Raw genomic sequence first — 24,901 nt, forward strand, 5'->3', positions numbered from 1 at the left:
CATCCACACCTCGTCAGGATTTGCAGGATTCACGCATCAATATGCCCGCTTCTTGCAAATCCAACAACACCGTTTCGGCTTCACAGCCTTACTGCATACGCCTCGCACGATTATTCAGGTCCGACTACTTAACGGTTAGATAATTGCTAGACTTCGTTACGACTTGAAACGATTTTGTGTTTAGCCAATCGACTAACTGATCGCGGTTTTTGATATTTCCAACGCGAATTTCGTTTTTTATGCGTCGATGGATGTCTATTTTGAATTTGGCAGTATCGGTGCCTGATTTGTGCTCGCTAGCTTTCATCGTAATTCCAGTGTCGTTATCGATCGGCACGACTTGCGCAAATCCATAGCGGTCATTCATCATGGCACCAAATAGCCGAAAATATTCTTGATTTTGTTCGCCTGGCGGTGAAATATTTAAAGCTAGATTTGTTTTGAGGTCGATTTTAGGAACCACGAAATGAAGCTCTGGCCGTCCTTTGTCAAAATGAAAAATCCATGTGGAATTGATGCGCTCATTGCCGAGTGGCATCATGTAGTTGTGAAATTCCTCTATTATATTTAAATAATCTTTCCGACTTAGCTTTTCTTCCTTGCGAAACGCGATTACTCCAGACGTGTACTTTTGCTTATTCTTTATGTTGTCAATGATGTCGCGAGTGAGCTTTGGATCTCCCCACAAAACTTCAGGTTTGACACTTCTCGATTTGCCTGTGTGATCTTTTTCGCTCAGCAAATAGTTGATAGGTCCTTTCCCGCGTCCAACGCCGGTAGCAAAAATCTTTACAATCATTAGCGGGGCAACTTCTTTTCCGCTTTGATGGATTCATCAAAGGATTTTAAAATTGATGTGAGATCGCTTTTGATTTTAGCAACATCATTTAAAAGCAAAACATGAATGGGATTTCTTTCGTTTAGATGTCTTGTGATTTGATTGAGATTCACCCCAATTTTGTTGATCTCATAAGTTAGTTGTGTGCGTGTTGGAAGATATAAGCTGTCGTCGCTACGGATCAAGCACCGTAAGAATTCGCTCATGTTGTCAAATCCCCATCTCTTCATTTTTTCTTCTAATATTGACTTATCTTCATCTGTCATCTTGAAGTGAATTCGAACTTTCTTCATATCAGCGCCCTCATTATTTTTTTGTTTGTTCTTATATCCTATCGGATATTTAACGAGAGGCAAGGCCGCTCCCCAAATTTTCAACGAAAATTTGCCCCAATACATTGAGCGCACATACAGTGCGCACGATGAGTAAACTTGCTTATGTTTTGCCCCGGTTTTTGGTGTAATGGTGCAGTATAGAATTTGATTGTCAAATTTTGATCTCGCTTTGATTCGACTTTTAAGATGTTGCGCTGGGTGCTGTGATGAAAATGACTGCACACTGATTTTTCCCGTAACGCCACATCGTATAAAATGATCGGCAAACTTGGCAGTAGGCGATCTTGACAACGAGAGTTGAGCCAACTGCGATGAATTTATGTTTTACCGTCGAATTGTGAAGCCTGAAGATCGTGCGCTGTGATTTCAAGTGAGGCGAAATTGAGCAAAAAATTGAAGTGGTGTAAGGCGAAAGATGCGGGGCAATATTTTGGTTTAGATGCCGAAGAAGTGGCGGATTTGGTTTTGGTTATGGATGGTTATCGCGCACTTTTCGGTGACCTGGATCTGAAATACGCACTTCAGATTGTGATGCGTTCAGGAAGTGAGTACGAATTTTTCGTCGGTAAGCCAACTGATATCGATCACGGTTCGACAAAAATTGAGATTCACAAGGCAGCCGGGGTGAATGAGCATTACGAGGTTTTAGAGTTCGATATTAACGTTGGATCACTTTCGCATCATCGACTGAGTAAATCAGAGGATTTCCCGCACAATCTGATTAGATTTTTGGCAGGCGATATAAATGATCACTATTTGGCATCGGACGATGCGACAGATAGTGAGCGCCAATTTGCGAGAGAAGTTTACGACGCGCTTCTCGCAGTGGCTGAAAAACGAATTTTTGAGAAGAAATTTTCAATTTAGGCGTAAAAAAGCACCCAGTGGGTGCTTTTCTTTGTCAGTCGGTTTGCGTTAGAACGTGGGCAAATCGGTAATCTTGAAGTTCTTATCATTTTTTGCGATTCGAAGTTCAAGCTCAATCGGGTAGCCCGGGGTGATTTCATATGTGTCTTCACCGGTTTTTGTAGCCGTTCCCGACAAAACTTTATCACCTTGCGCCAAAAAGCAGAGCTACTTCATTTAGCGTTCTCTTTCCTAGTCGTCGCCATACGATTGTACCATCTTCATTTTTAATTTTCTTTCGCACATAAAATTCTGATGCGCGATTGTCGTTTGGATTGTTGTGATTTGCGGCAGTAATGCAGTAAGTATCCATTATTTTCTCCAAAGCTGCGAAAGGACCGCCCAATCGCATCCTCGTGACGTGGGGTTGTATTTGTCGAATTCAAGAGGAGGCGTCGAAAAAAGTATGTGGCTAGATAAAATCGCCTATTTTTCCTTCATTTCATTTCGGGGGACTTGTTGTTTTGTTTTTTGACTTTTCGCTTTTCGTGTTTCACACGAATTCCCTCAAAGTCTTACCCTACCCGCAGGGTTGCGAGTTTTTGACTTTGAAGGATTCGTGTGTATCACATCCATCCCTTCGACTTTCATTGTTAGCTGTAGCCGATTTGCAGTTCGTGAAGCTAATTTCACACTTGGCGGGTCTGCTGATTGTCTTCCGTGTGGCTTTCCAAGTATCCCATTCTAACCACTTTACTATCGTCGATAGTTTGTAACCGCGTTTATAGCTTGAAGTTGGTTTCGTCAGTGCTCGCATTCTCTGAATGTTTGGCAAAGGGTGATGACTAAGTTTTGATTTAACGCTTCACTACACCGTTGCAACTTGCTATAAATTATTACTGGATGCTCTGAATCGGGAGTAGGGTTTTGTATATCAGACAACAAGTCTAGAGAAGAACCAACTAATACACACTACTGACGCATAAAACACCAACTTAAGAGTTAATTCGGATTTTTGCGCTTGTCAAGTAAATTCTGGAAATATTTTCAGGTTGGCTATTGACTTTCGTTTTATTCTCGCTAATATGATTAAGCAAGTCCAGAGAAGACCTGAACTGATACAGTTCTGATGCAAAACAAAAAAGGCGATCCATTGATCGCCTTTTTGCATTGGAGTGGGTTTAGTTCTATTGCTTTTTCAGAATGATATTCGGTGGCACTTGAATGTCGCCATTATCTTCCAGCGTCAATACGCGCACGCCGTCGGGAAGTTGGATCTTGAGAAGTTTACCATCTAGTTGATAGCTAAATTCTGTATTCATGACTCCACCGCCAGTGATGATAACTTTTTCCTCCGACTCGAATGTGAGCTTCATGGTATGGTCCGAATTTTCGTAGTTTCCATTCAACTTATTGCCGCAAGCCGAGAGAAGGAAAGGGACTACAATAAGGGCGAGATATTTCTTCATGGTGAGGTTTCTTAAATAACGATAAATGAGCGGTTGTGAATTTCGTCGCGAATTGCGCTTGCCAGTGCAAACGGCACGTGCTCAGTAACTGGGATTTCCCGGCCGCGACTTTCGGCGTACACATAGCCAGAGACATTGTGTTGTCCCATTGAATTTGCTTGTACACGCATCACGCCAAAATCTTTAATTTCAGAAAATGGCAGTTGATGATGTGACCAGCGTAAGCCTTGCCCGGGGATGACAGTCACAGATTTTGCCCGGCCCGTAATGAATTTGTGGGCGCACAGTGCATAAAATGCGAGCATCAAAAGCGCAATCAGAGATGAAACGAGTGAAAATGCCCACGTGAGATAGAAGTAAACCAGCGAGCCGAGCAATGCAAACGTTGTAGCTTTTGCACCGTTTGGACCTTGATAGATTTTGACGCGATATTTGATGGTTGTGCTACCGTCACTTTGTTGGACGGTTTCAAATTGCGCTGAGAATGTGCTTTCCACGATGTTTTCCTTGATCAATACCAAATGCCAATATAATTGCCATCGGCACTACCTCGCTCGATCACGATGTATTTCACGCTATTCGTTGCTGTAAGAAAGCGATAAACCGACCAAATTACTTGTCCTTGTTGCTGGTCGCCGTAAGGAATTCCATTCATCGCAGATTGAAAAGCCGATGATGTGACTTGAGTTGGAGTCAAATTGCCTGAATTGCTCGACCCTGTATATAACTCGAAAGTGGCGTTTCCACTTGAGTCAAAACTCAAAGTTTGCGGATTGCTCTGATTTACCGGGTCGCAATATTGATTAAATTTAAACGTCTGACCGGCAAGCTCACTTACGTTTGTGACGAGAGTTGCGCTACTCGTAATCAAAACGTTGGTTGCCGCAAAACCATTGTCGCTAATACTTCCGGCCGGTGCTGGACCACAAATTTCATATGCACCGTCGAGATTTGGCTCAACTGACGTGCCGAGAGGAATTCCTGTTGTGCCGTATGGATCGAAGATTTTCGTTGTGGCAGTACCCGAAACACTAATTGGACTTGTATTCGCAACCACATTATTAGTGACTTGCAAAATGCTCGTTTTGCTAGAAGTCCCATAAGTAAGCTGTCCTGTCCAACCGCCTTGAGTGATTGTTTGAGCGTTTGTTTTCGTCGGCAAGTTATCAACGAACTGCGCACCATTCCAGGGCGAAGCTGAGATTCCGGCGCTAGCGTTGTAATCAATGTAATCAACTGAGTATGGTTGCAACTGGCTGGTGCTGTTGCTGGTGTTGCTGTTTCCATCATCACCGCCACCACAACCAGCAAGTATTGATGAGACAAGTGTGGTGACGCCAATCTGACGCAACTTTGGGTTCTTCAAGGCTGGTTCCTCAATGTGGATGCTCTGCCAGAAGTCGCATGTGCTTCCTCTGGCGCCAATTATCGTTGACTGCTACTCGCGACGTAGCATTGCAACCTTAAAAGGGCTACATGTCAAGACGTTGCACTGCGACGATTGAAGTAGCATTGGAGAACGAGCTATGGACAAGTCAGCAGAGCAAGCTCTAGCTGTTGCGGTTGGGCGAACCGTCGCAAAAAAGCGGGTGGAAGCAGGGTTCACGCAAGAACAGGTTGCCGAGAAGCTCGGCCTGCAACGAGAAGCGATTGCACGCGTGGAACGTGGGACAGCCATTCCTACGGTCGTCAGGCTTGCTGAACTGGCGGAACTGTTTAGATGTAAAACTGAGGATTTATTAGGCGAATCGTCAACACGAACGATAGACCAAGCCAATGAAATTGCCAGTGTATTGGAGGGCGTTTCTTTATCGGACCGGCAAATGTTGGTCCATTGGCTAAGCGAATTTGCGGGGAGATTGAAAGCGAGATAAAAACCTGTTTGATAATGGTGAGTGAAGTTTACTTGCCATTATCAAGCGGGAAATGAGCTTGATTATTTTTCTGAATTGAAATTTACTTCCAAATATTGAACATCGATCGATGATATTTAAACTGGGAAAGATCGAGAAACGGAAAATTCACAATATCCACGATGTTTTTTAGAGTGGCAAGCGATTTCTCCGCTTGGTACTTGGTGAAATGGACTGAGTTAAGTTTGACATTGACCAGATTTTGTTCGATGTGTCCAACTAAAGACATAACAAGAGCCGGATTGGTGTTTAGGTCGGTCAAGTAATTAATGAATGTTGCTCGGAACGAGTGAAAAACTTTTTCCGGACTAATGATGTTGATTGCGCTTGTGTCCAGATATTGGCCATAGCGACGGCTCAGATTTTTGCTGAATCCGTTTTTTCCACTGGGTGGCAAATAAAAGAAAATATGCGATTTCCCGTGTTTTCGCACGTCCGCTACATAATCGAGAAATCCAGTTGAGACAATTGCGTCGCTGATCGGAACCTTACGTATAGATTTTTGCGTTTTCGCTATATCGGCAGGAATGTCAAAGTAATGAATTCCCGCTTCCTCCTTGATCAGATCCACACGCATTGCACAGATTTCTTCGATGCGCATTCCAGTAAAGAGTGCGATAAGTGGACCAAAGAAGTAGTCGGGTTTTCGCCTCATGAAGCCATAGTGCTTTGGAGAAAAAATTTTCTTCAGTTCTTCATCGATGTATGCGACCCAATGAGTTTCATTCTGTGCGAGCCGACTTTTTGCTGAAATTCGGATTTTCGTGAATGGATTTGTTTGGAAATAATATTTATTGTTGATGGCAAATTCAAACAAATCATTGAGAAAGGAAATTTTTGCGTTGATTCGGCGCGCTGAAATATTATTGGCCAGCATGTTTTGCTTGTACGCAATAGCCGTTTCATCGTTTACCGAGCCAATTCTTGGGCCTTTCGAAAATTCGATGAAATCGTTATAGCAATTCTTCTTCTCGTAGAGCGTGCTGTCTTTATTGTCGAACTTCTTCTCAAGCAGATATTTTTCGACAACATCTGACAGCAACAGGGATTTCGTTTCTAGTTTTCCGGCAGCGACTGTAACAGCGTCTTTAAACCTGCCCATTTTCTCAATGGCATCCATTGCTCGTGCATGGTCTTCCGCGTCAGTCGCTTCGATGATTCCGTCTTTGAGATTAATTCGGTATTTGTCGAGGTCGCTCGGCTGGATAACGAAATCGGTGATTTTCGGCTTGCTCATCCTACTGCTCTCGATCTGAATGTTGAAGTGGAGCGCAAGCAATTTTGCTTGCTGGAAATCCTTCGTGCCGAGGGACTTCCTGAACTCTACCTGTTTGAGGGCAGTTTGAAGAGATTTCGGGACGACGACTCGCAGATAGTAGGTGCCGTGGCGGTCGCGTTGTAGGCGGGGAATCTTGATCATCTGTGTCACTTGCTGTGACACCAGACAAAAGAAAAAGCCTTGTAGACCATTGATCTACAAGGCTTTTTTGAAGATGGTGGCGAATCAGGGATTCGAACCCCGGACCTGCGGATTATGATTCCGTCGCTCTAACCGACTGAGCTAATTCGCCGAAAGAAGGCGGATTATGAAGGTGCCGGTCGTGGCTGTCAACCCCCCCTGCCGGCATCCTCTTCGCCCCTTCAGTGCTTTGACCGAACTTCTACGCCAACGAGAGGGCGCCCAAGACACCCAAAACATTGGCGCCTCCAATGAGATGAGGCTTCGGGAACCCCATCCATCCTGGCGCTTCACAGTCGAACCCCCGTTCGCTGTGCCCTCAATCCTGGGCGTAGATGTCCGAGTCTTTGGTCTCCTTCACGAACAGCATCCCGATCACGAACGTCGCGAGTGCGATCACGACCGGATACCACAACCCCGAATAGATATCGCCCTTGGTGGCCACAATCGCGAAGGCCGTGGCCGGCAGGAAGCCGCCGAACCAGCCGTTGCCGATGTGATACGGCAGCGACATGGACGTATAGCGAATCCGCGTCGGGAACATTTCCACCAGCATCGCGGCGATCGGGCCGTACACCATCGTCACGTAGATGACGAGAATCGTCAGGATCACCACCGACATGGGCCAGTTGATCTGCGACGGGTCGGCCTTCGGCGGGTAGCCGGCGGCCTTCAGCGTAGAGCCGAGCGACTTGTCGAACGCGGTGCCTTTTTCCTTTGCGTCGGTCGCCTTGCCGTCATACGCCTCGACCACGGTATCGCCCACCTTGATCTGCGCCATCGTGCCGGCCGGTGCTGCCACGTTGGTGTAGTTCAAACCGGCCTTCGACAGCGCGCCCTTCGCGATATCGCAAGACGACGTGAACTTCGCCGTGCCCACCGGGTTGAACTGGAACGAGCATTCGTCCGGGTTCGCGACCACGACGATCGGCGACTTCTGGGTCGCGGCGTCGAGCGCCGGGTTGGCGTAGTGCGTGAGCGCCTTGAAGAGCGGGAAATACGTGAGCGCCGCGATCAGGCAGCCGGCCATGATGATCGGCTTGCGGCCGATGCGGTCCGAGAGCGAGCCGAAGAACAGGAAGAACGGCGTGCCGATCAGGAGTGCGATCGCAATCAGGATGTTGGCGCTTGCGCCGTCCACCTTCAGCGTCTGTGTCAGGAAGAAGAGCGCATAGAACTGCCCGGTGTACCACACCACGGCCTGGCCGGCGGTCAGGCCGATCAGCGCGAGGATCACGAGCTTGAGGTTTTTCCACTGGCCAAACGCTTCGGTCAGCGGGGCCTTCGACGTCTTGCCCTCTGCCTTGATGCGCGCGAACACGGGCGACTCGTTCAGTTGCAGCCGTATCCACACCGAAACGGCGAGCAGGAGGATCGACGCGATGAACGGAATGCGCCATGCCCATGCGCCGAACTGCTCTTCGCCCACGAACGTGCGCACGCCGAGAATCACGAGCAGCGACAGGAACAGGCCCAGCGTCGCAGTGGTCTGGATCCACGCGGTGTAGAAGCCGCGTCGGCCGGCCGGCGCGTGCTCTGCCACGTAGGTTGCCGCGCCGCCGTACTCGCCGCCGAGCGCGAGACCTTGCGCAAGCCGCATCACGATGAAGATGACGGGCGAAGCGATGCCTATGGACGCATAACCCGGCAGGAAGCCGACCACGAACGTCGACAGACCCATGATGACGATGGTGACGAGGAACGTGTACTTGCGACCGACCAGGTCACCCAGGCGTCCGAAGACGATGGCGCCGAACGGTCGGACGGCGAAACCCGCGGCAAAGCCGAGCAGCGTGAAGATGAAGCCGGCTGTCGGATTGACGCCGGAGAAGAAACTCTTGCTGATGAAAGCCGCCAGTGATCCGGCGAGATAAAAGTCGTACCACTCGAAAACCGTGCCCAGCGACGAGGCGAAAATCACCCGTTTTTCGGCGCCTGTCATGGGTGCGTGCGATAGCTGTCCGCCTACGGTTGCCATAAGTCGTCTCCGTTTTGATATTCGTGAGGCGCGCCCGGACAGACGCACCTGCGGCTCATTATTGGAACGGAAACTTACTGGTTACTGACGCGCAATGGGGGCTTTGGCGGAGTTTTGCGTCTGGTGTGATTACGTCTTTGTCGGATAAATTCACAGAAAATGGCTTCAACGGATGCTTATGTCGTTAATTCTGCTGTGCCATTTGCGGTTGCAAACCTTGTCCGTAAGGGTAAGTCCTTGGGGTATTCGCAAGTGCCGCTGAGGGTTCCCTGAGCGTGCGTTGAGCAAGCTTCAGGACGCATTCGTCTGCATCGCTTCCCGTATGCGCAGCGTAATGCGCACGAGCGTGCCCGCCATGCGCGGCGTTTCCTGGTACACGTTGTCTTCGATCGTGAGCGTGCCGCCGTGCATCGTCGCGATTTCTTTGACGATGGCAAGGCCCAGCCCGCTGCCGTCGCCCTCGCGGCCGAGAATCCGGTAAAAGCGCTCCGTTACCCGCTCGCGTTCGGCGAGGGGGATGCCAGGCCCCGTGTCCTCGACCTCCAGGTGCACGACGCCCGCCGCCGCATCCGGGCGTACCCGCACGGTGATGCGGCCACCGGCGGGTGTATAGCGCATCGCGTTGTCGATCAGGTTCGACAGCATCTCGCGCAGCATCACCGGGTGTCCTTCCACCTCGATCTTCGGGTCCGCGCTGTCGGGCCCTTCGTAGCCCAAGTCCATCTGCTTCACGAGCGCTGCCTGCACCCAGTCGCGCACGGCGTTGCGTGCCACCTCACCTACGTCCACCGCCGTGAAGATCTGTCCGGACAAGCGGTTCTCGGCGCGCGCGAGCGCCAGCAACTGCGTGACGAGCCGCGCCGCGTGCTCGGAACTCGTCGCGATCTGCTGGAGCGAGCGATGAACTTCCGCGGGCGCTTCCTGGCGCAACGCGAGTTCGGCTTGGGTGCGCAGGCCGGCAAGCGGGGTTTTCATCTGATGCGCGGCGTCGGCGATGAAGCGCTTTTGCAGCTCCATGTTCTGTTCGAGGCGCGTAAGCAGGTCGTTGAACGACGTGACGAGCGGCTCGATTTCGGGTGGCGCGCGGCGCGCCTCGAGCGGCGAAAGGTCGTCCGGTCGGCGCGCGCGGATATTCGACTGCAGCGCATGCAACGGCGCGAGCCCGCGCGAGAGGCCGAACCAGACAAGCACGATGGCGAGCGGCAGAATCACGAACTGCGGGAGGATCACGCCCTTGATGATGTCGTTGGCCAGCTGGCGGCGCTTGTCGAGTGTTTCGGCGACCTGCACGAGCACCGGCTGTGCACCGGGCGTCTGCGGGAACTCGACAGTCGTGTAGGCCACGCGGATATCGTTGCCGCGCAGCATGTCGTCGCGAAATTCGACGATGCCGGGCTGCGGGCGATCGTCTTCATGCGGCAGCGGCATGTCGCGCTCGCCTGCCACCAGTTCGCCGCGCGTGCCGAGCACCTGGAAGAACACGCTGTCGATGTTGTCCGCGCGCAGGAAGTCACGCGTGGACTCGGGCAGCGTGAGTTCGGCGACGCCGTTGACGGGATGGATCTGCCGCGCGAGCACGTAGGCATCGGTTTCCAGCGCGCGGTCGAACGGCCCGTTGGCAATGGACTTTGCCACGAGGTAGGTGACGGCGATGCTCATCGGCCACAGCAGCAGCAGCGGCGCCAGCATCCAGTCGAGAATCTCGCCGAAGAGCGAGCGCGGACGTGCCTGCGCGGCGCTCTCGGTTTCGTCGGGCGGCGCGAAAGGGTTCTCGTAGCGCGCGTCGCGCGTGTCGTCATCGAGCGGTACGGGAGCGGACGGCGAAGGCGGGGGCGAACCGGCAGCGCGCCGGACATCGAGAGGCGCGGCCATGCTGTCCTTACTTGTACGGATGGGTTGCCGGCATTGCGGGCTTGCTTGTGGGCGTGACGGCGGCGGACGAGCCGGTGGCGGCCGATGCCGGGGATGGGGCGGCGGATGCGGCGAGTCCGCTTGCCGCTGAGGTTTCTCCAGCTTCAACGCTCGCTGCCGAGCCCGCTACCGGCTTCGACGACGCCGATGGGTCGTTCGCGGCAGGCGCGCCGGGCGCAGCCGCCGAAGCCGCGGCCGATGCCGCCGGCGCCGGTACGGGCGCCTGAGCCGCTTTTTCGAGGCAGTAGCCGAGCCCGCGCACCGTCGCGATGCGCACGCCGCCCGGCTCCAGCTTCTTGCGCAGCCGGTGCACGTAGACCTCGATTGCGTTGTTGCTGACCTCCTCGCCCCACTCGCACAGGTGATCGACGAGCTGTTCCTTCGATACCAGCCGGCCAATCCGCTGCAGCAGCACTTCGAGCACGCCGAGTTCGCGCGCGGACAAATCGAGCACCTGGTCGTTGATGCACGCAATGCGGCCGACCTGATCGAACGACAGCGCGCCATGACGCACGACCGTCGGTCCGCCGCCGGCGCCGCGGCGCGTCAGCGCGCGCACACGCGCTTCGAGTTCGTTGAGGGCGAACGGCTTGGCCATGTAGTCGTCGGCGCCGAGGTCGAGCCCTTTGACGCGTTCGTCCACGCTGTCCGCGGCCGTGAGGATCAGCACGGGCAGATTCGAGTTGCGGGCGCGCAGGCGGCGCAGCACCTCGAGCCCGGGCATGCGCGGCAGGCCGAGATCGAGTATCAGGAGGTCGAAAGACTGCATCGACAGCGCGGTATCCGCCTCCACGCCGTTCTTGACGTGGTCGACCGCATAGGCCGATTGGCGGAGTGATCGGACAAGACCGTCCGCGAGTATGCTGTCGTCTTCGGCAATGAGAATTCGCATGATGCGCCCAGCGTTGCTTGGGCCGGCGCCGTGTTGTCGCGCGGCGCTCAGCGCGGTCTCCAAAAGTGTCGTGGCGGCGGCGGGTGTCGGCTCCGGTACGAAGCCCGAACTCAGGAATCCGGCTTGCCGGGCTTGCCAAAACTACTGTTTTTTTATACAGTGTCCGAGATTCATGTGCAATCGCAGCGGCGCGTGTACCAACGTGTCCTGCAGCGGCCTGCACATCTGCCTCAGACGCCGTTCATCATAGCAAAGGACGATTCATGGAAGAAAGCAAGAAAGGCTCGGCTGGACTGACTGCTGAAAAGAGCAAGGCGCTTGCTGCTGCGCTCGCGCAGATCGAAAAGCAGTTCGGCAAAGGGTCGATCATGCGGCTCGGCGACGGCGAGGTAGTGGAAAACATCCAGGTGGTGTCTACCGGCTCGCTCGGCCTCGACATCGCATTGGGTGTCGGTGGCTTGCCGCGCGGTCGGGTGGTCGAAATCTACGGTCCTGAGTCGTCGGGCAAGACCACGCTCACGCTGCAGGTGATCGCCGAAATGCAGAAGCTGGGCGGCACGGCGGCGTTCATCGACGCGGAACACGCGCTCGACGTTCAGTACGCAAGCAAGCTTGGCGTCAACGTGCCGGAACTGCTGATCTCGCAGCCCGACACCGGCGAACAGGCGCTGGAAATAGCTGATGCGCTGGTGCGCTCGGGTTCGATCGACATGATCGTGATCGACTCGGTCGCGGCACTTGTGCCGAAGGCCGAAATCGAAGGCGAAATGGGCGACTCGCTGCCCGGTTTGCAAGCGCGTCTGATGTCGCAGGCGCTGCGCAAGCTCACCGGCACGATCAAACGTACGAACTGCCTCGTGATCTTCATCAACCAGATTCGCATGAAGATCGGCGTGATGTTCGGCAATCCGGAAACCACCACGGGCGGCAACGCGCTGAAGTTCTACTCGTCGGTGCGCCTGGACATTCGCCGTATCGGTTCGATCAAGAAGAACGATGAGGTGATCGGTAACGAAACGCGCGTGAAGGTCGTCAAGAACAAGGTGTCGCCGCCGTTCCGCGAAGCGGTGTTCGACATCCTGTACGGTGAAGGCATTTCACGCCAGGGCGAGATCATCGATCTTGGCGTGCAGGCCAAGATCGTCGACAAGGCAGGTGCGTGGTACAGCTATAACGGCGAACGCATTGGTCAGGGCAAGGACAACGCGCGTGAATTCTTGCGCGAGAATCCGGACATCGCCCGGGAAATCGAAAACCGTATTCGCGAATCCCTCGGCGTGGTTGCGATGCCGGCTGATGCGGTCCAGTCGGACGACGTCGAAGTCGCAGGCGAAGAGGAGTGATCGTCACGTGATGCGCAAGGGTCCGTCCGCGCCGGTGCCGCCTGCGCGGCTTGATCCACATGCCGCGGACCCAGCGCATCCAGGCGACGACACCACCGATGGGCCGGCGTTCAGCCGGTCCTCGGAACGCGCACGGTCCACGACCGCGCGCCCAAATTCATCGGCTGGCACCCAGCAGCGCCCCGGCCGTTCACCCAAGGCGCGTGCGCTGGCTTACCTCTCTCGCCGCGAGTACAGCCGTTCAGAACTTTCCCGCAAGCTGATGCCGTTCGTCGAGGACGTCGGCGAACTGGATGCGCTGCTGGCATCGCTCGAGCGGGAAGGCTGGCTTTCGGATTCGCGCTTCGCCGAGAGTCTCGTTCATCGGCGGGCATCCCGGCTTGGCGCCGGCCGTATTGTTGGCGAACTGAAACGGCACGCTGTGGGCGACACGCTTATCGAGCAGGTCAGCGCCCAACTTCGCGAAACTGAACTGGCGCGCGCTCAATCCGTATGGCGCCGAAAGTACGGCCAGCTTCCCGAAACGCCCGCCGAGCGGGCGCGTCAGGCGCGCTTCCTGGCCGCGCGTGGCTTTTCTCACGCCACCATCGCGAAAATCCTGAAGGGCATGGAAGACGACTGGCCCGAACCTTGATCCAGCCCTTCACGGAGGCCTCGCTGAGCCTTTTAGTCCGCGCCTGAATCTGGCACTCGGCTTCCGGTCTCGCGCACCTCAACGTCTGCAGGAGTGATGCGATACCTCCACGGGGTTTCCCCAAGTGGGAAATACCCGCTATGCTAAAATTGTGAGGTTTCTCAACACAGCCTCGCCTTTCCGCATGCCGCTTCCCCTGCCTGTCTCCCGCAAGTTGCGCCATACGCGTGCGATTCGGGCAGAAGCCTACGAGCGCGAAGACGGTTTATGGGATATCGAGGCATGCCTGACCGACCAGAAGCCGCGCGATGTGGCCCTTGCGTCGGGTGTCCGTCGCAACGGTCTGCCAATTCATGAACTCTGGCTTCGCATCACGATCGATCGGGAGCTCAATGTCGTCGACGCCGTCGCGTCGTCCGACTGGGTGCCCTATCCTGGTCAATGCGAAGCCGCCAATCCCGCTTATCGCGCCCTCATTGGGCTCAATCTGCTCCGTAATTTTCGTCGCGATGCTGCCCAACTGCTGGCCGGCACGGCGGGTTGCACGCACCTCACGGAGCTATGTGCCGTGCTGCCCACCGCCGCCATTCAGGCGTTCGCCGGCGACGTGTGGCATACGGGCGATAGCGCGCCGGAGCAGGGAAGCGGCAAGCGCGAGTCCGCTCGCAACACAGGCGACGACGGGCGCACCGCAGACAACCCGCCTTCCCAGCTCGGTCGCTGCCACGCGCTGCGATTCGACGGCGAGGCGGTTCGACAGTTCTATCCGCGCTGGTACGGGCATGCGCCGCGCGACGCGGCGCGCGCGGCGGATTCCATTGAAACCGGCAGGCAGATGGACCGCGGCGGCGACGCCGACGGCGCGTCCGGCCTGAACAAGAAAAGCGGAAACGAAGTTCAATCCAACTCTCAGACTGAAGGGAATCACGCATGAAGATTCACGAGTACCAGGGTAAGGAAATCCTGCGGAAATTCGGAGTCGCGGTACCGCGCGGCAAGCCGGTCTTCTCGGTGGACGACGCCGTCAAGGCTGCTGAAGAGCTGGGTGGCCCGGTGTGGGTCGTCAAGGCGCAGATCCACGCGGGCGGTCGCGGCAAGGGCGGTGGCGTGAAGGTCGCGAAGTCGCTGGATCAGGTGCGTGAGTACGCGAACCAGATTCTCGGCATGCAGCTCGTGACGCACCAGACCGGTCCGGAAGGCCAGAAGGTGAACCGCCTGCTGATCGAAGAAGGCGCGGACATCAAGAAGGAACTGTACGTCGGTATCGTGATCGACCGCGTGTCGCAGAAGGTCGTCGTGATGGCCTCGAGCGAAGGCGGCATGGATATCGAAGAAGTGGCCGCCAAGACGCCGGAAGCCATCCACAAGGTCGCGGTGGAGCCGTCCACGGGCCTGACCGACGCCGAAGCCGACGGCCTCGCAAAGCAGATCGGCATTCCCGACGCTTCGATTCCCCAGGCACGCGCCATCCTTCAGGGCCTCTACAAGGGCTTCTGGGAGACGGACGCATCGCTCGCCGAAATCAACCCGCTGATCCTGACCGGCGACGGCAAGGTCATCGCACTCGACGCCAAGTTCAACTTCGACTCGAACGCGCTCTTCCGTCATCCGGAGATCGTGGCGTACCGCGATCTGGACGAAGAAGACCCGGCTGAAGTGGAAGCGTCGAAGTTCGACCTCGCCTACATTTCGCTCGACGGCAACATCGGCTGTCTCGTGAACGGCGCAGGCCTTGCGATGGCCACGATGGACACCATCAAGCTGTTCGGCGGCGAGCCCGCGAACTTCCTCGACGTCGGCGGTGGCGCCACGACGGAGAAGGTCACGGAAGCTTTCAAGCTGATGCTGAAGAACCCGGGCCTGAAGGCCATTCTGGTCAACATCTTCGGCGGCATCATGCGTTGCGACGTGATCGCCGAAGGCGTGATCGCTGCGTCCAAGGCCGTGCATCTGCAAGTGCCGCTCGTCGTGCGCATGAAAGGCACGAACGAGGACCTCGGCAAGAAGATGCTGGCCGATTCCGGCCTGCCGATCATCTCGGCAGACAGCATGGAAGAGGCTGCGCAGAAGGTCGTCGCGGCAGCCGAAGGCAAGTAAAGGGCGCTTCACCGAACACGCATGGCGGCGCGACGCGCGTGAGCCGGCCAGCCCGCTGCAAGGCGCAGGCAAGCCGGACTGGGCGCATGGCGCGACGCCAAACGAACAGAGGTCAATACATGTCGATTCTGATCAACAAGGACACCAAGGTCATCACGCAGGGCATTACCGGCAAGACCGGTCAATTCCATACCCGTGCGTGCCGCGAATACGCAAACGGCCGTGAGGCGTTTGTTGCAGGCGTGAACCCCAAAAAGGCCGGCGAAGACTTCGAAGGCATTCCCATCTACGCGAGCGTCAAGGAAGCGAAGGCCGAAACGGGCGCGACCGTCTCGGTCATCTACGTGCCGCCCGCAGGCGCTGCCGCCGCGATCTGGGAAGCCGTCGAGGCCGACCTCGATCTCGCGATCTGTATCACGGAAGGCATTCCCGTGCGCGACATGATCGAAGTGAAGGACCGCATGCGCCGCGAGAACCGCAAGACGCTGCTGCTCGGACCGAACTGCCCCGGCACCATCACGCCGGACGAGCTGAAGATCGGCATCATGCCGGGTCACATTCACCGCAAGGGCCGCATCGGCGTGGTGTCGCGCTCGGGCACGCTGACGTACGAAGCGGTTGGCCAACTGACGGCGCTCGGCCTTGGCCAGTCGTCGGCAGTCGGTATCGGCGGCGACCCGATCAACGGTCTCAAGCACATCGACGTCATGAAGATGTTCAACGACGATCCGGACACGGACGCCGTCATCATGATCGGTGAGATCGGTGGTCCGGACGAAGCGAACGCCGCTTACTGGATCAAGGACAACATGAAGAAGCCGGTGGTGGGCTTCATCGCGGGCGTGACGGCGCCTCCGGGCAAGCGCATGGGCCACGCCGGCGCGCTGATCTCCGGCGGTGCGGATACCGCCGAAGCGAAGCTCGAGATCATGGAAGCCTGCGGCATCAAAGTCACGAAGAACCCGTCGGAAATGGGCCGCCTGCTGAAGTCGGTGCTGTAACCAGTAACGCGCCGGCCGCGCAACAGCGCGCCGCCGCGTTTTTCTGATACGCTTACGGAACCCTTTCGTGGCGTAACAAGACAGAGCGAGGGAGCGAAGATTGCTTCCTCGCTTTTTTTGTTGGCCGCGCGTTCGCCTTCTCCCACTCTCATTGCCTGTCCATGCTCGAGTTTTTCACGACACTCCATTGGCCCGCAGTCTTTCAGATCGTCATCATCGACATCCTGCTAGGCGGCGACAACGCAGTCGTCATTGCGCTCGCCTGCCGCGATCTGCCGGCCAGCCAGCGCATGCGCGGCGTCATCTGGGGCACCGCTGGCGCCATCGTGCTGCGGGTGGCGCTCATCGCGTTTGCGGTCGTGCTGCTCGACGTTCCGCTGCTGAAGTTCGCGGGCGGCCTGCTGCTGCTGTGGATCGGCGTGCGCCTCGTCGCGCCTTCGCAGGAGGGCCACTCCAACGTCAAGCCGGCCGACAAGCTGATCTCGGCCATCAAAACCATCATCGTCGCCGACGCGGTGATGAGCCTCGACAACGTGATCGCCATTGCCGGCGCAGCCGAGCAGGCCGACCCGCAGCACCGCATCGCGCTCGTGATCTTTGGGCTCATCGTGAGCATTCCGCTCATCGTGTGGGGTAGCCAGCTCGTGCTGAAGCTGCTGGACCGCTTCCCGATCGTGGTGACGCTCGGCGCGGCGCTGCTCGGCTGGATCGCGGGGGGACTCATCATCAACGACCCTGCCGGCGACCGCTGGCCGATACTGGACACGCCTGTCGCGGAATACGGCGCTTCTATCGGCTGCGCAGTCTTTGTCGTAGTACTCGGATACGTGCTGAAGCGCCGCAACGAGCGACGTGCGACAGCGGGTTCCTCCGGCACGCATTGAGCCCGTCGCGGCTGAGCGAGGCGTGCCGCATAAGCCGACCTCGCGGCATGGCCATCCGGCCGACTGCCGCGGCATGAGGTGGCTGGATACGATCAACGCCTGTCTCCATACGGAGGCAGGCGTTTTTCGTTCCAGGAGTTCGCCCGATGACCGTTCCCGTTTCCCTCTGCGTGCCGCCGCTCGCGCACGCCTCGATGCAGATCTCGCTGTCACATCAAGGCCGCTGCTGCCACCTTGTGTCGAGCCGGTCCACACGAGCCGTTCGTCACGCACGCGCCTTCGTCAACGCCGGATTCACGCTGATCGAACTGATGATCGTGCTTGCGATCGTCGGCGTGATCGCCGCGTATGCGATTCCCGCCTACCAGGACTATCTCGCGCGCAGTCGGGTAGGCGAGGGCTTGTCGCTGGCAGCGTCGGCGCGCCTCGCGGTGGCGGAGAATGCCGCGAGCGGCAACGCGTTCGGCGCGGGCTTCGCCTCGCCGCCCGCCACACGCAATGTGGAATCCATCCGCGTGGATGAGAACACGGGCCAAATCGCGATCGCCTTCACGCCACGCGTGGCCGCTGCGGGCGCCAACACGCTGGTGCTCGTGCCCTCGGTGCCTGACAACGCCGACGCTCCCACCGCCCGCGTCGCGCTCGTTCAAGGCACAGCCCAGGCAGGCGCCATCACGTGGGAATGTTTCGCGGGCGGCAAGGCGGCGTCCTCGCTACCGGCACCGGGCTCGGGGCCTATGCCTGTCGATGCCGCCACGCTTGCAGGCAACCTTGCACCACCGGAGTGCCGTGCCTGAGGAAGGGACAGCAAACGCGCGAAGGGGGGCATGGTGCTGAAATGGTCGCCGTATTCGCACCACGGCAACCGCACAGCCCGGGAAAAGTTTTGTATAGTGCGCCGGTTGCTGATGCCGCCGGTTACTCATGCCCTCTTCCTTTGCGCGTTTTCTTTCGCTCGTTCTGCTTGCTGCCGCGTTGATTCTTCCGTACGCGGTCGTCAACCATACGTACCCCATCCCGACTTTCTATGCCGAATTCACCGCGCTGGCGCTCTACCTGCTGACCGCGGGGGCCATGGTGCTGCTCGTCGGCACGTCGCGGCCGCGTATCGCATTTGCCTCACCGGCCGTCGCGCTTGTGCCGCTGTTGTTCGGTGCGTTGCTCATTGCGCAGTCGTTCGTACTTCCAGTGCAGCAGCCCTCGATGAACTGGCTGGGCGGCGGCTTCCTGCTCGCGGCATTCGTAGCCGCACACACGGGCTACGGCTTTGCGCGCGCGAACATGGCGGACACGGCGTTGCGCTGGGGCGCATACGCGTTGCTGCTCGGCGGCCTGTTTGCCGTGTTCTGCCAGGTCGTGCAGCTGTTTCATCTGGAAGCGAAGGTCTCGCCCTTTGTCGTGGCCTACAACATCACGGTGGATCGTCGTCCGTTCGGCAACATGGCGCAGGCCAACCACCTCGCGACCTACATCGCGTTCGCGATGGCCGCCGCGCTCTTTCTGGTGCAGACGAGGCGCCTGCCCGTCCTGCTCTGGGGACTCCTTTCGGTGATCTATGCCACTGGACTCGCATTGACGGTTTCCCGCGGTCCGTGGCTGCAAATGGGCGTGATCGTGGTGGCCGGGTTCTGGATGGCGTTTGCCGAGGCGAAGCGCAACCTGGCCTTTCGGCGCAGCAACTGGCAGTGGCTGATTCCGGTCGTGCTCACCGTGCTGTTCGTCGTCGTCAACGCAGTGGTGCGCTGGGCCAACGTGCATTACCACCTCGAACTCGGGGAGTCGGCGGCCGACCGGTTCCGCGACGCCGGACAGATCGCGCCACGCCTCGCCCTCTGGAAATACGGCTGGACGATGTTCAAGATGCACCCGCTCTTCGGCGTGGGTTGGGGCGAGTTCCCAGGCTATCAGTACCAGTTGGTCAAGACGCTCGGCGGCGTGGAGATCGCGAACAACTCGCACGACATCTTCATCGACCTGCTGGCGAAGACCGGCGTGGCCGGCTTCGTGGTGGCCGTGGTCGGGCTTGTCGCGTGGCTCGTGCGGGTGCTGCGCGCGCCGCATACCGCGGGACGGGTCTTCGGCGTCGCGCTGATCGGTGTGCTGGTGATGCACGCGCTTGTGGAGTACCCGCAGCAGTACATGTTCTTCCTGCTGCCCGCGATGTTCGTCTTCGGGTTGCTCGAAACGAAGCCGTTGCGGCTTGTTCCGGAAAGGGCGTCGTTTGGTCTCTACACGGTGATCGTGTTCGGCGGACTGGCTGCGCTTTATCCGGTCTATCGCGACTACACCCGCGCCGAGGTGCTGTACTACGGCTCGCGTCCCGCCGAGCAGTATCGTGCGGATCCGTCGTTCCTGTTCGGCGCGTGGGGTGAGTACGGTCTCGCGACGCTTCTGCCCGTCGACGCCAACGACTTGCCGCACAAGCTCGCCATGCACCGCCGGGCGATCGCGCTATTGCCCGGCGAAACGGTATTGCGCCGCTATGCCGTGCTGCAGGCCCTGAACGGCGATACGGCGGCGGCCTTCGATACGGTCGGGCGTCTGAAGATCTTCGCGCAGGAACTGCACGACTGGCCGTCGCAACTGGCGTCGTTGTACGACCTGTGCGACGAGCAGCCGTCGCTTGCGGGTTTCAAGGCGGAGCTGGTCAAGAAGTACGGCACGCCGCCTCCGGGCGCGAACCAGCAGGACGACGAAGGGGACGACTAATACGCCGCGCCGGCCACGACGGCGGCTTCAGGGCCGCCGCCGCGGCCGGCGGGTTTGCGCCTGAGGCTGCATAAGCGTGTGCCTCGGGCTACGGTTAAGCCGCCACCCAATCCCCCGACTTCCCCCCATGCTTCTCCATCACCTTCACATCGGTGATGGTCATTCCGCGATCGACGGCTTTGCACATGTCGTAGACGGTCAGCAGACCGACCTGCACGGCCGTGAGCGCCTCCATTTCCACGCCGGTGCGCCCGAACGTCTCGACCTGCGCCGTGCAATGCACGCCGGGTAGCGTTTCGTCGAGTGCGAAGTCCACCGCCACGCGCGTGAGCGCGAGCGGGTGGCACAGCGGGATCAGGTCCGCGGTGCGCTTCGCGCCCTGGATCGCCGCGATACGGGCCACGCCGATCACGTCGCCCTTTTTCGCGCCGCCGTCGCGGATCAGCGCGAACGTCTCGGGCAGCATGCGGATCGAGCCGCGCGCCACGGCGATGCGTCTGGTTTCCGCCTTGGCGCCCACGTCCACCATATGCGCTTTGCCGGAGTCGTCGAAATGGGTGAGTTCTGACATCGTCTGGCTCCTTGAAAGGGCGCCTATCATAGCAGCGCCCGGCGTTTCCGACGGTGTGCCACGGTGCCATCGGGGCATGGTCCAGCGGCTACCAGCGGCTACAATAGCCGTGCTTTCCGAACACCTTCAAGCCGGCCTCTGCGAGCGGACAAGCTCGCGAAAAGCGCACTGGGGTTTCATGCCGCATCGTCGTGCGTGGTGAGGCGCCCGGCCGGTTTCATCGAACACTGCCAATGCGTCCAAACAGGCTCCTTGCTGCATGGTTGTGCGCTGCCCTCGCGGTGCCGCCGGGCATGTTCGCGCAAGCCCAGCCCGTCGTTGCACCTCGCGCGGCGGTTCAGTCGACCAGCGGTGGCACCGGGTCCGGCACCGCGACAGCAGGAGCCGGCGCGTCCGCCACCACCAGCGCCGCTGCAACTACCACCGACGCCCCCCACGCCCCCGACGCCTCAGCGACCGCCCGTGCCGCAGCGCCCATCGGCACCAACGCCACCGCGCGCCCAGTCACACCAGGCAACCTCACTTTCGGCAAGACTCTTCCTCGCGAAGCGGCTGTCTCGAGCGAAGCGCCGCTCGAAAGCGCGTTGTCCGCCAGCTACGCCGAACCGCTCCTGCCGCCCGACATTGCCCAGGGCGTATTCGGCACCTACGGCGGCGCGCAGGCGCGGCTGTCCGGCCGGCCGGGCGCCAACGCCAGTCTGCGCGCGCCGACCTGGTACCAGCAACTGCCGGACCTCGGCGACGGCTCCGGGGGCTCGCTCTCTCCCGAGGCCGAACGAAAGCTCGGCGAGCGCGTCATGCGCGAGATTCGGCGCGACCCCGACTACGTCGACGACTGGCTCGTCACCGATTATCTGAACGCCATTGCGACGAAGCTCGCCTCGGCCGCAAGCGACCAGTTCATCGGCGGCTACCGGCCGGACTTCGAAGTCTTCGCCGTGCGTGACGGCCAGATCAACGCGTTTTCCATGCCGGGCGGCTTTATCGGCGTGAACACCGGGCTCATTGCGTCGACGCAGACGGAGTCCGAACTGGCGTCCGTGATCGGGCACGAGATGGGCCACGTGCTGCAGCGGCACATCGCCCGCATGCTCGCCGCCAACGAGCGCAGCGGCTACGCGGCGCTCGCGGCGACCCTGTTCGGCGTGCTTGCCGGCGTGCTCGCGCGCAGCGGCGATCTGGGCAGTGCGATCGTGCTGGGCGGCCAGGCGTACGCGGTCGACAATCAGCTGCGCTTTTCGCGTTCCGCGGAGCGCGAAGCGGACCGCGTCGGTTTTCGCCTGCTCACGGGCGCCGGCTACGATCCCTACGGCATGGTGACCTTCTTCGAGCGGCTCGATCGCTCGGCGATGGGCGATACGGGCGTGCCGGCTTACGCCCGCACGCATCCGCTCACCGTGGAGCGCATCGCCGACATGGAGGACCGCGCACGCCGGTCGCCGTATCGGCAGCCGCGTCAGTCGGCGGAGTACGGGTTCGTGAGGGCACGCGTGCGCGTCATGCAGGACCGCTCGCGCAGCGACTACGCCGACGCGATCGCGCGTTTGCGCTCCGAGATCGAAGACCGCACGGCCATCAACGTGGCGTCGAACTGGTACGGCATGGCCTACGCGCAACTGCAACTGGAGCAGTACGATGCCGCCGCCGCGTCGCTTGCGAATGCGCGCAAGGCATTCACGACGTTCGAGGTGCATGAGGGCGACAGCACGCGCAGCTCGCCGAGCCTCGACGTGCTCGCCGTCGAAATTGCGAGCCATGCCGGCCATAACGATGAAGCGTTGAAGCTCGCGGCCGCCGCGCAACGCGCCTGGCCGGCGTCGCATGCAGCCGTAGACGCGCGGCTCAAGGCGCTGCTCGCGGCGCACCGTTTCGCCGACGCCCAGGAACTTGCGGCAAACGAAACGAAAGCGGAGCCGCAGCAGTCCGCGTGGTGGTTCTACTTGGCGCAGGCGAGCGTGGGAACGGGCGATGCGCTCACGCAGCATCGCGCGCTCGCCGAGAAGTTCGCGCTGGAAGGCGCCTGGCCTTCGGCCATCCGCCAGTTGAAGGAGGCACGCGATCTGAAGTCGGTGGGGTACTACGATCTCGCGACCATCGACGCCCGCTTGCACGACTTCGAGCAGCGCTACAAGGAAGAGCGCGAGGACGAGAAGAAGAACGGTTGACGCGCGCGGGCGAATTGGCGGCTTCGCGACTCCAGCGATTCACCGGGCCGGCCCGAGCCGCTAAACCTGCTACGGCCGCGCGGCCCTGCTCGCGAGGCCCGGCTCGCGAGGCTGACGCGCACGACCGTTATCCCGGCCACTGTCCGCGCGGCCTCCTGCTAACTCCGCTCCCGCTTTTCAGCATCCGCCGGACTCGCAACGAACCCGAACCGCGCAGCCACCTCGTCGCGGCGGATCGGCCGCAGCGTGAGCGCCTGGTCGGCACGCCAGTGGAACGTGCCGCTCGCGCCGTCATCGGCCAAGGTGGCGTGCGTGGAGAACAGCTCCAGATCGTGATCGTGGAGCACGGCCACCTTCGGCGGCTGGGATGCATCCGAAAACAGCACGCCGCCCGTGTCGTCGATGAACGCCGTTGCGGGCTCGAAGGCCGAGCCCGTCTGATCGGCGAGCATGAGCTTGCCGTCCGCGCCGCAGTGAAGCCGCACCACCCACGGCGTATAGCCGAGTTCGACGTAGACGCGCTGCGGCCCGTTCTGGAAGAACCACTGGCCCTTCTCGTCGCACGCGTAGTTGCGGTTGATGAAGCCCAGCAGCGCCGTGTGGCGGATCGGGTCGCCGGCCGCGCCCTGGGCCTGGGCGGCCTGGTCGCGCATGCGCCATTGGCCGCGCGCGTCGAGCAGCAGCCACCCCGTGCAATGCGGGACATTGGGCCAGCGCGCGAGCGCCTGCTTGACGATGTCATCCATGATCGACAAACGATTCGAGATAGCTCAGCACGTGCGTCGCGAGCCAGCCGTAGCGGCCCGGAAACGGGCCGGTCATGAAGCCGACGTGGCCGCCGTGCAAGGGCTGTTCGAGCCGGACCGACGCGGCCACGTCTTTCTGCGCGGGCAACGCGGTGCCGGGCAGGAACGGGTCGTTGCGCGCGTTGAGCACGAGCGTCGGCACTTTGATCTCGCCGAGCAAGGGACGTACCGTGGCGCGCGTCCAGTAGTCGTCGGCGTTGCGAAAGCCGTGTAGCGGCGCGGTGACCACGTCGTCGAACTCGTACATGTTGCGCGCGCTGAGCATGGCGTAGCCGTCGAAGAGCCCCGGATACTGCGTGAGTTTTTGCTGGGCCTTCGCCTTGAGTGTCTTCAGGAAGCTGCGTGTGTAGATCATGCCGAAGCCTTCGGCCAGCATCTTGCCGCCGGCATGCACGTCCAGCGGCGCGGAGATCGCGGCGGCAGCGGTCACGATGGATGCGTCTTCGCGCCGTTGACCGAGCCAGTGCAGCAGCACGTTGCCGCCCAGCGAGACGCCCGCGGCCACGAGCGGCCCGCGATGCTGCCGACGCAGACGCCGCAGCACCCAGTCGACCTCGCTCGAATCGGCGAGGTGATAGAAGCGCGGCATCAGGTTCAGCGGCCCGCTGCAGCTACGGAAGTGGGGCACCACAGCACGCCAGCCGCGCTCGCGGGCGGCGGCCGCCATGGCACGCGCGTAATGCGAGGCGGAGCTGCCCTCCAGACCGTGGAACAGCACGAGGAGTGGGGCGTCCGCCGCAATGGCCGCGGCACTCCCGTGGTCGAGCCAGTCGAGTTCGATGAAGTCGCCGTCTGGCGTGTCCCAGCGCTCGCGCCGGTACGTGACGACGGGCAGCCGCGCGAACAACGCGGGGACGATGGTTTGAGCATGGCCGCCCGGCAGCCAGAAAGGCGCGCGATAGCCGCTTGCGGCGGTGTCTTGCGCGAGAGACGGCTCGACCCCGTCGGCGCGTAACGTCGGGTTGGATGAATTCGTGGGAGCGGAAGCAGGGTCGCGCATGGGGCTCATGGTGCGGACGGCGGCGCCGTGGGCGAACGCGAGCGTCGCCG

Annotated in this window: 24 protein-coding genes and 1 tRNA gene; 11 read left to right on the forward strand and 14 right to left on the reverse strand. The window is 59.2% G+C overall.

Going from position 1 to position 24,901, the window contains the following annotated elements; all coding sequences use genetic code 11:
• Positions 1–124 precede the first annotated feature (124 nt).
• Positions 125–799 carry a relaxase/mobilization nuclease domain-containing protein gene (locus tag PKKP23_RS09810; RefSeq protein WP_126876739.1) on the reverse strand — a complete coding sequence of 225 codons (675 nt, stop codon included), beginning with the start codon at positions 797–799 and terminating at the stop codon, positions 125–127.
• Positions 799–1,479: a plasmid mobilization protein gene (locus PKKP23_RS09815; RefSeq protein ID WP_126876740.1), complete on the reverse strand. Its 681-nt coding sequence runs from the start codon at positions 1,477–1,479 to the stop codon at positions 799–801. The genes PKKP23_RS09810 and PKKP23_RS09815 overlap by 1 nt, the downstream gene beginning before the upstream one ends.
• A gap of 75 nt (positions 1,480–1,554) precedes the next feature.
• On the opposite strand from PKKP23_RS09815, the gene PKKP23_RS09820 reads away from it, so the two are divergent.
• Complete coding sequence (locus tag PKKP23_RS09820) at positions 1,555–2,040, forward strand: hypothetical protein (protein WP_126876741.1); 486 nt, start codon at positions 1,555–1,557, stop codon at positions 2,038–2,040.
• 184 nt (positions 2,041–2,224) lie between these two features.
• Here the strand turns inward: PKKP23_RS09820 and PKKP23_RS33745 are convergent, their stop codons facing one another.
• The 4 genes from PKKP23_RS33745 to PKKP23_RS09835 form a co-directional block, all read right to left on the reverse strand.
• Positions 2,225–2,392: a hypothetical protein gene (locus PKKP23_RS33745; RefSeq protein ID WP_161978089.1), complete on the reverse strand. Its 168-nt coding sequence runs from the start codon at positions 2,390–2,392 to the stop codon at positions 2,225–2,227.
• Between the two features lie 814 nt (positions 2,393–3,206).
• Positions 3,207–3,488: a putative periplasmic lipoprotein gene (locus PKKP23_RS09825; RefSeq protein WP_126876742.1), complete on the reverse strand. Its 282-nt coding sequence runs from the start codon at positions 3,486–3,488 to the stop codon at positions 3,207–3,209.
• Positions 3,489–3,499: 11 nt separating this feature from the next.
• A complete protein-coding gene (locus PKKP23_RS09830) occupies positions 3,500–3,985 on the reverse strand; it encodes a hypothetical protein (RefSeq protein ID WP_126876743.1) in 486 nt (161 codons plus the stop codon).
• A gap of 14 nt (positions 3,986–3,999) precedes the next feature.
• Entirely contained in the window at positions 4,000–4,854 is an 855-nt protein-coding gene (locus PKKP23_RS09835) for a hypothetical protein (protein WP_126876744.1), read from the reverse strand.
• A 160-nt stretch (positions 4,855–5,014) separates the two neighbouring features.
• Here PKKP23_RS09835 and PKKP23_RS09840 point away from each other — a divergent pair, with 160 nt between their 5' ends.
• A complete protein-coding gene (locus tag PKKP23_RS09840; RefSeq protein WP_081601725.1) occupies positions 5,015–5,362 on the forward strand; it encodes a helix-turn-helix domain-containing protein in 348 nt (115 codons plus the stop codon).
• 82 nt (positions 5,363–5,444) lie between these two features.
• On the opposite strand, the gene PKKP23_RS09845 is transcribed toward PKKP23_RS09840, so the two are convergent.
• From PKKP23_RS09845 to PKKP23_RS09865, 5 genes are all read right to left on the reverse strand, one after another.
• Positions 5,445–6,821, reverse strand: a complete 1,377-nt coding sequence (locus PKKP23_RS09845; RefSeq protein WP_126876745.1) for a site-specific integrase — start codon at positions 6,819–6,821, stop codon at positions 5,445–5,447.
• A 74-nt stretch (positions 6,822–6,895) separates the two neighbouring features.
• Positions 6,896–6,972, reverse strand: a tRNA-Met gene (locus PKKP23_RS09850).
• 207 nt (positions 6,973–7,179) lie between these two features.
• Positions 7,180–8,838: an MFS transporter gene (locus tag PKKP23_RS09855; protein ID WP_026121035.1), complete on the reverse strand. Its 1,659-nt coding sequence runs from the start codon at positions 8,836–8,838 to the stop codon at positions 7,180–7,182.
• A gap of 291 nt (positions 8,839–9,129) precedes the next feature.
• Positions 9,130–10,710: a sensor histidine kinase gene (locus tag PKKP23_RS09860; RefSeq protein ID WP_126876746.1), complete on the reverse strand. Its 1,581-nt coding sequence runs from the start codon at positions 10,708–10,710 to the stop codon at positions 9,130–9,132.
• A 7-nt stretch (positions 10,711–10,717) separates the two neighbouring features.
• Complete coding sequence (locus PKKP23_RS09865) at positions 10,718–11,641, reverse strand: response regulator transcription factor (protein WP_240658862.1); 924 nt, start codon at positions 11,639–11,641, stop codon at positions 10,718–10,720.
• A gap of 263 nt (positions 11,642–11,904) precedes the next feature.
• Here PKKP23_RS09865 and recA point away from each other — a divergent pair, with 263 nt between their 5' ends.
• The 8 genes from recA (at position 11,905) to PKKP23_RS09905 (ending at position 20,309) form a co-directional block, all read left to right on the forward strand.
• A complete protein-coding gene (gene recA / locus PKKP23_RS09870) occupies positions 11,905–12,984 on the forward strand; it encodes a recombinase RecA (RefSeq protein WP_017772794.1) in 1,080 nt (359 codons plus the stop codon).
• On the forward strand, positions 12,938–13,618 hold the full coding sequence (gene recX / locus PKKP23_RS09875; RefSeq protein ID WP_126876891.1) for a recombination regulator RecX: 681 nt from the start codon (positions 12,938–12,940) through the stop codon (positions 13,616–13,618). Before recA ends, recX begins: the two co-directional genes overlap by 47 nt.
• 184 nt (positions 13,619–13,802) lie before the next feature.
• Positions 13,803–14,552, forward strand: coding sequence for a DUF2889 domain-containing protein (locus tag PKKP23_RS09880; protein WP_126876748.1), 750 nt, complete (start codon positions 13,803–13,805; stop codon positions 14,550–14,552).
• A complete protein-coding gene (gene sucC / locus PKKP23_RS09885; protein ID WP_017772797.1) occupies positions 14,549–15,715 on the forward strand; it encodes an ADP-forming succinate--CoA ligase subunit beta in 1,167 nt (388 codons plus the stop codon). The genes PKKP23_RS09880 and sucC overlap by 4 nt, the downstream gene beginning before the upstream one ends.
• A 119-nt stretch (positions 15,716–15,834) precedes the next feature.
• Positions 15,835–16,716, forward strand: coding sequence for a succinate--CoA ligase subunit alpha (gene sucD / locus PKKP23_RS09890; RefSeq protein WP_017772798.1), 882 nt, complete (start codon positions 15,835–15,837; stop codon positions 16,714–16,716).
• Between the two features lie 161 nt (positions 16,717–16,877).
• Positions 16,878–17,600, forward strand: a complete 723-nt coding sequence (locus tag PKKP23_RS09895) for a TerC family protein (RefSeq protein ID WP_017772799.1) — start codon at positions 16,878–16,880, stop codon at positions 17,598–17,600.
• 194 nt (positions 17,601–17,794) lie between these two features.
• The gene (locus tag PKKP23_RS09900) at positions 17,795–18,397 is read left to right on the forward strand and encodes a pilin (protein ID WP_168724556.1); all 603 of its coding nucleotides are present in this window, start codon (positions 17,795–17,797) and stop codon (positions 18,395–18,397) included.
• 127 nt (positions 18,398–18,524) lie between these two features.
• Entirely contained in the window at positions 18,525–20,309 is a 1,785-nt protein-coding gene (locus PKKP23_RS09905; protein ID WP_126876750.1) for a PglL family O-oligosaccharyltransferase, read from the forward strand.
• 94 nt (positions 20,310–20,403) lie between these two features.
• Here PKKP23_RS09905 and moaC read toward each other — a convergent pair whose 3' ends face one another.
• Positions 20,404–20,880: a cyclic pyranopterin monophosphate synthase MoaC gene (moaC, locus tag PKKP23_RS09910; protein ID WP_017772802.1), complete on the reverse strand. Its 477-nt coding sequence runs from the start codon at positions 20,878–20,880 to the stop codon at positions 20,404–20,406.
• A gap of 293 nt (positions 20,881–21,173) precedes the next feature.
• Here moaC and PKKP23_RS09915 point away from each other — a divergent pair, with 293 nt between their 5' ends.
• On the forward strand, positions 21,174–23,045 hold the full coding sequence (locus tag PKKP23_RS09915) for a M48 family metallopeptidase (RefSeq protein ID WP_240658864.1): 1,872 nt from the start codon (positions 21,174–21,176) through the stop codon (positions 23,043–23,045).
• A gap of 158 nt (positions 23,046–23,203) precedes the next feature.
• On the opposite strand, the gene PKKP23_RS09920 is transcribed toward PKKP23_RS09915, so the two are convergent.
• Both PKKP23_RS09920 and PKKP23_RS09925 read right to left on the reverse strand, forming a co-directional pair.
• The gene (locus tag PKKP23_RS09920; protein WP_126876751.1) at positions 23,204–23,791 is read right to left on the reverse strand and encodes a DUF2946 family protein; all 588 of its coding nucleotides are present in this window, start codon (positions 23,789–23,791) and stop codon (positions 23,204–23,206) included.
• The gene (locus PKKP23_RS09925) at positions 23,784–24,860 is read right to left on the reverse strand and encodes a hydrolase (RefSeq protein WP_420873210.1); all 1,077 of its coding nucleotides are present in this window, start codon (positions 24,858–24,860) and stop codon (positions 23,784–23,786) included. Before PKKP23_RS09925 ends, PKKP23_RS09920 begins: the two co-directional genes overlap by 8 nt.
• Positions 24,861–24,901 lie beyond the last annotated feature (41 nt).

The organism is Paraburkholderia kururiensis JCM 10599 = LMG 19447 (genome assembly GCF_003986935.1).
Lineage (GTDB): Bacteria > Pseudomonadota > Gammaproteobacteria > Burkholderiales > Burkholderiaceae > Paraburkholderia > Paraburkholderia kururiensis.

Coding starts and splice junctions, on each gene's coding strand:
- PKKP23_RS09810 (WP_126876739.1), bottom strand. CDS start 799: ATGATTGTAAAGATTTTTGCTACCGGCGTTGGACGCGGGAAAGGACCT.
- PKKP23_RS09840 (WP_081601725.1), top strand. CDS start 5,015: ATGGACAAGTCAGCAGAGCAAGCTCTAGCTGTTGCGGTTGGGCGAACC.
- PKKP23_RS09915 (WP_240658864.1), top strand. CDS start 21,174: ATGTTCGCGCAAGCCCAGCCCGTCGTTGCACCTCGCGCGGCGGTTCAG.
- PKKP23_RS09825 (WP_126876742.1), bottom strand. CDS start 3,488: ATGAAGAAATATCTCGCCCTTATTGTAGTCCCTTTCCTTCTCTCGGCT.
- sucD (WP_017772798.1), top strand. CDS start 15,835: ATGTCGATTCTGATCAACAAGGACACCAAGGTCATCACGCAGGGCATT.
- recX (WP_126876891.1), top strand. CDS start 12,938: ATGCGGTCCAGTCGGACGACGTCGAAGTCGCAGGCGAAGAGGAGTGAT.
- moaC (WP_017772802.1), bottom strand. CDS start 20,880: ATGTCAGAACTCACCCATTTCGACGACTCCGGCAAAGCGCATATGGTG.
- PKKP23_RS09895 (WP_017772799.1), top strand. CDS start 16,878: ATGCTCGAGTTTTTCACGACACTCCATTGGCCCGCAGTCTTTCAGATC.
- PKKP23_RS09900 (WP_168724556.1), top strand. CDS start 17,795: ATGCAGATCTCGCTGTCACATCAAGGCCGCTGCTGCCACCTTGTGTCG.
- PKKP23_RS09865 (WP_240658862.1), bottom strand. CDS start 11,641: ATGCGAATTCTCATTGCCGAAGACGACAGCATACTCGCGGACGGTCTT.
- sucC (WP_017772797.1), top strand. CDS start 14,549: ATGAAGATTCACGAGTACCAGGGTAAGGAAATCCTGCGGAAATTCGGA.
- PKKP23_RS09880 (WP_126876748.1), top strand. CDS start 13,803: ATGCCGCTTCCCCTGCCTGTCTCCCGCAAGTTGCGCCATACGCGTGCG.
- PKKP23_RS09905 (WP_126876750.1), top strand. CDS start 18,525: ATGCCCTCTTCCTTTGCGCGTTTTCTTTCGCTCGTTCTGCTTGCTGCC.
- PKKP23_RS33745 (WP_161978089.1), bottom strand. CDS start 2,392: ATGGATACTTACTGCATTACTGCCGCAAATCACAACAATCCAAACGAC.
- PKKP23_RS09855 (WP_026121035.1), bottom strand. CDS start 8,838: ATGGCAACCGTAGGCGGACAGCTATCGCACGCACCCATGACAGGCGCC.
- PKKP23_RS09920 (WP_126876751.1), bottom strand. CDS start 23,791: ATGGATGACATCGTCAAGCAGGCGCTCGCGCGCTGGCCCAATGTCCCG.
- PKKP23_RS09860 (WP_126876746.1), bottom strand. CDS start 10,710: ATGGCCGCGCCTCTCGATGTCCGGCGCGCTGCCGGTTCGCCCCCGCCT.
- PKKP23_RS09925 (WP_420873210.1), bottom strand. CDS start 24,860: ATGAGCCCCATGCGCGACCCTGCTTCCGCTCCCACGAATTCATCCAAC.
- PKKP23_RS09845 (WP_126876745.1), bottom strand. CDS start 6,821: ATGATCAAGATTCCCCGCCTACAACGCGACCGCCACGGCACCTACTAT.
- recA (WP_017772794.1), top strand. CDS start 11,905: ATGGAAGAAAGCAAGAAAGGCTCGGCTGGACTGACTGCTGAAAAGAGC.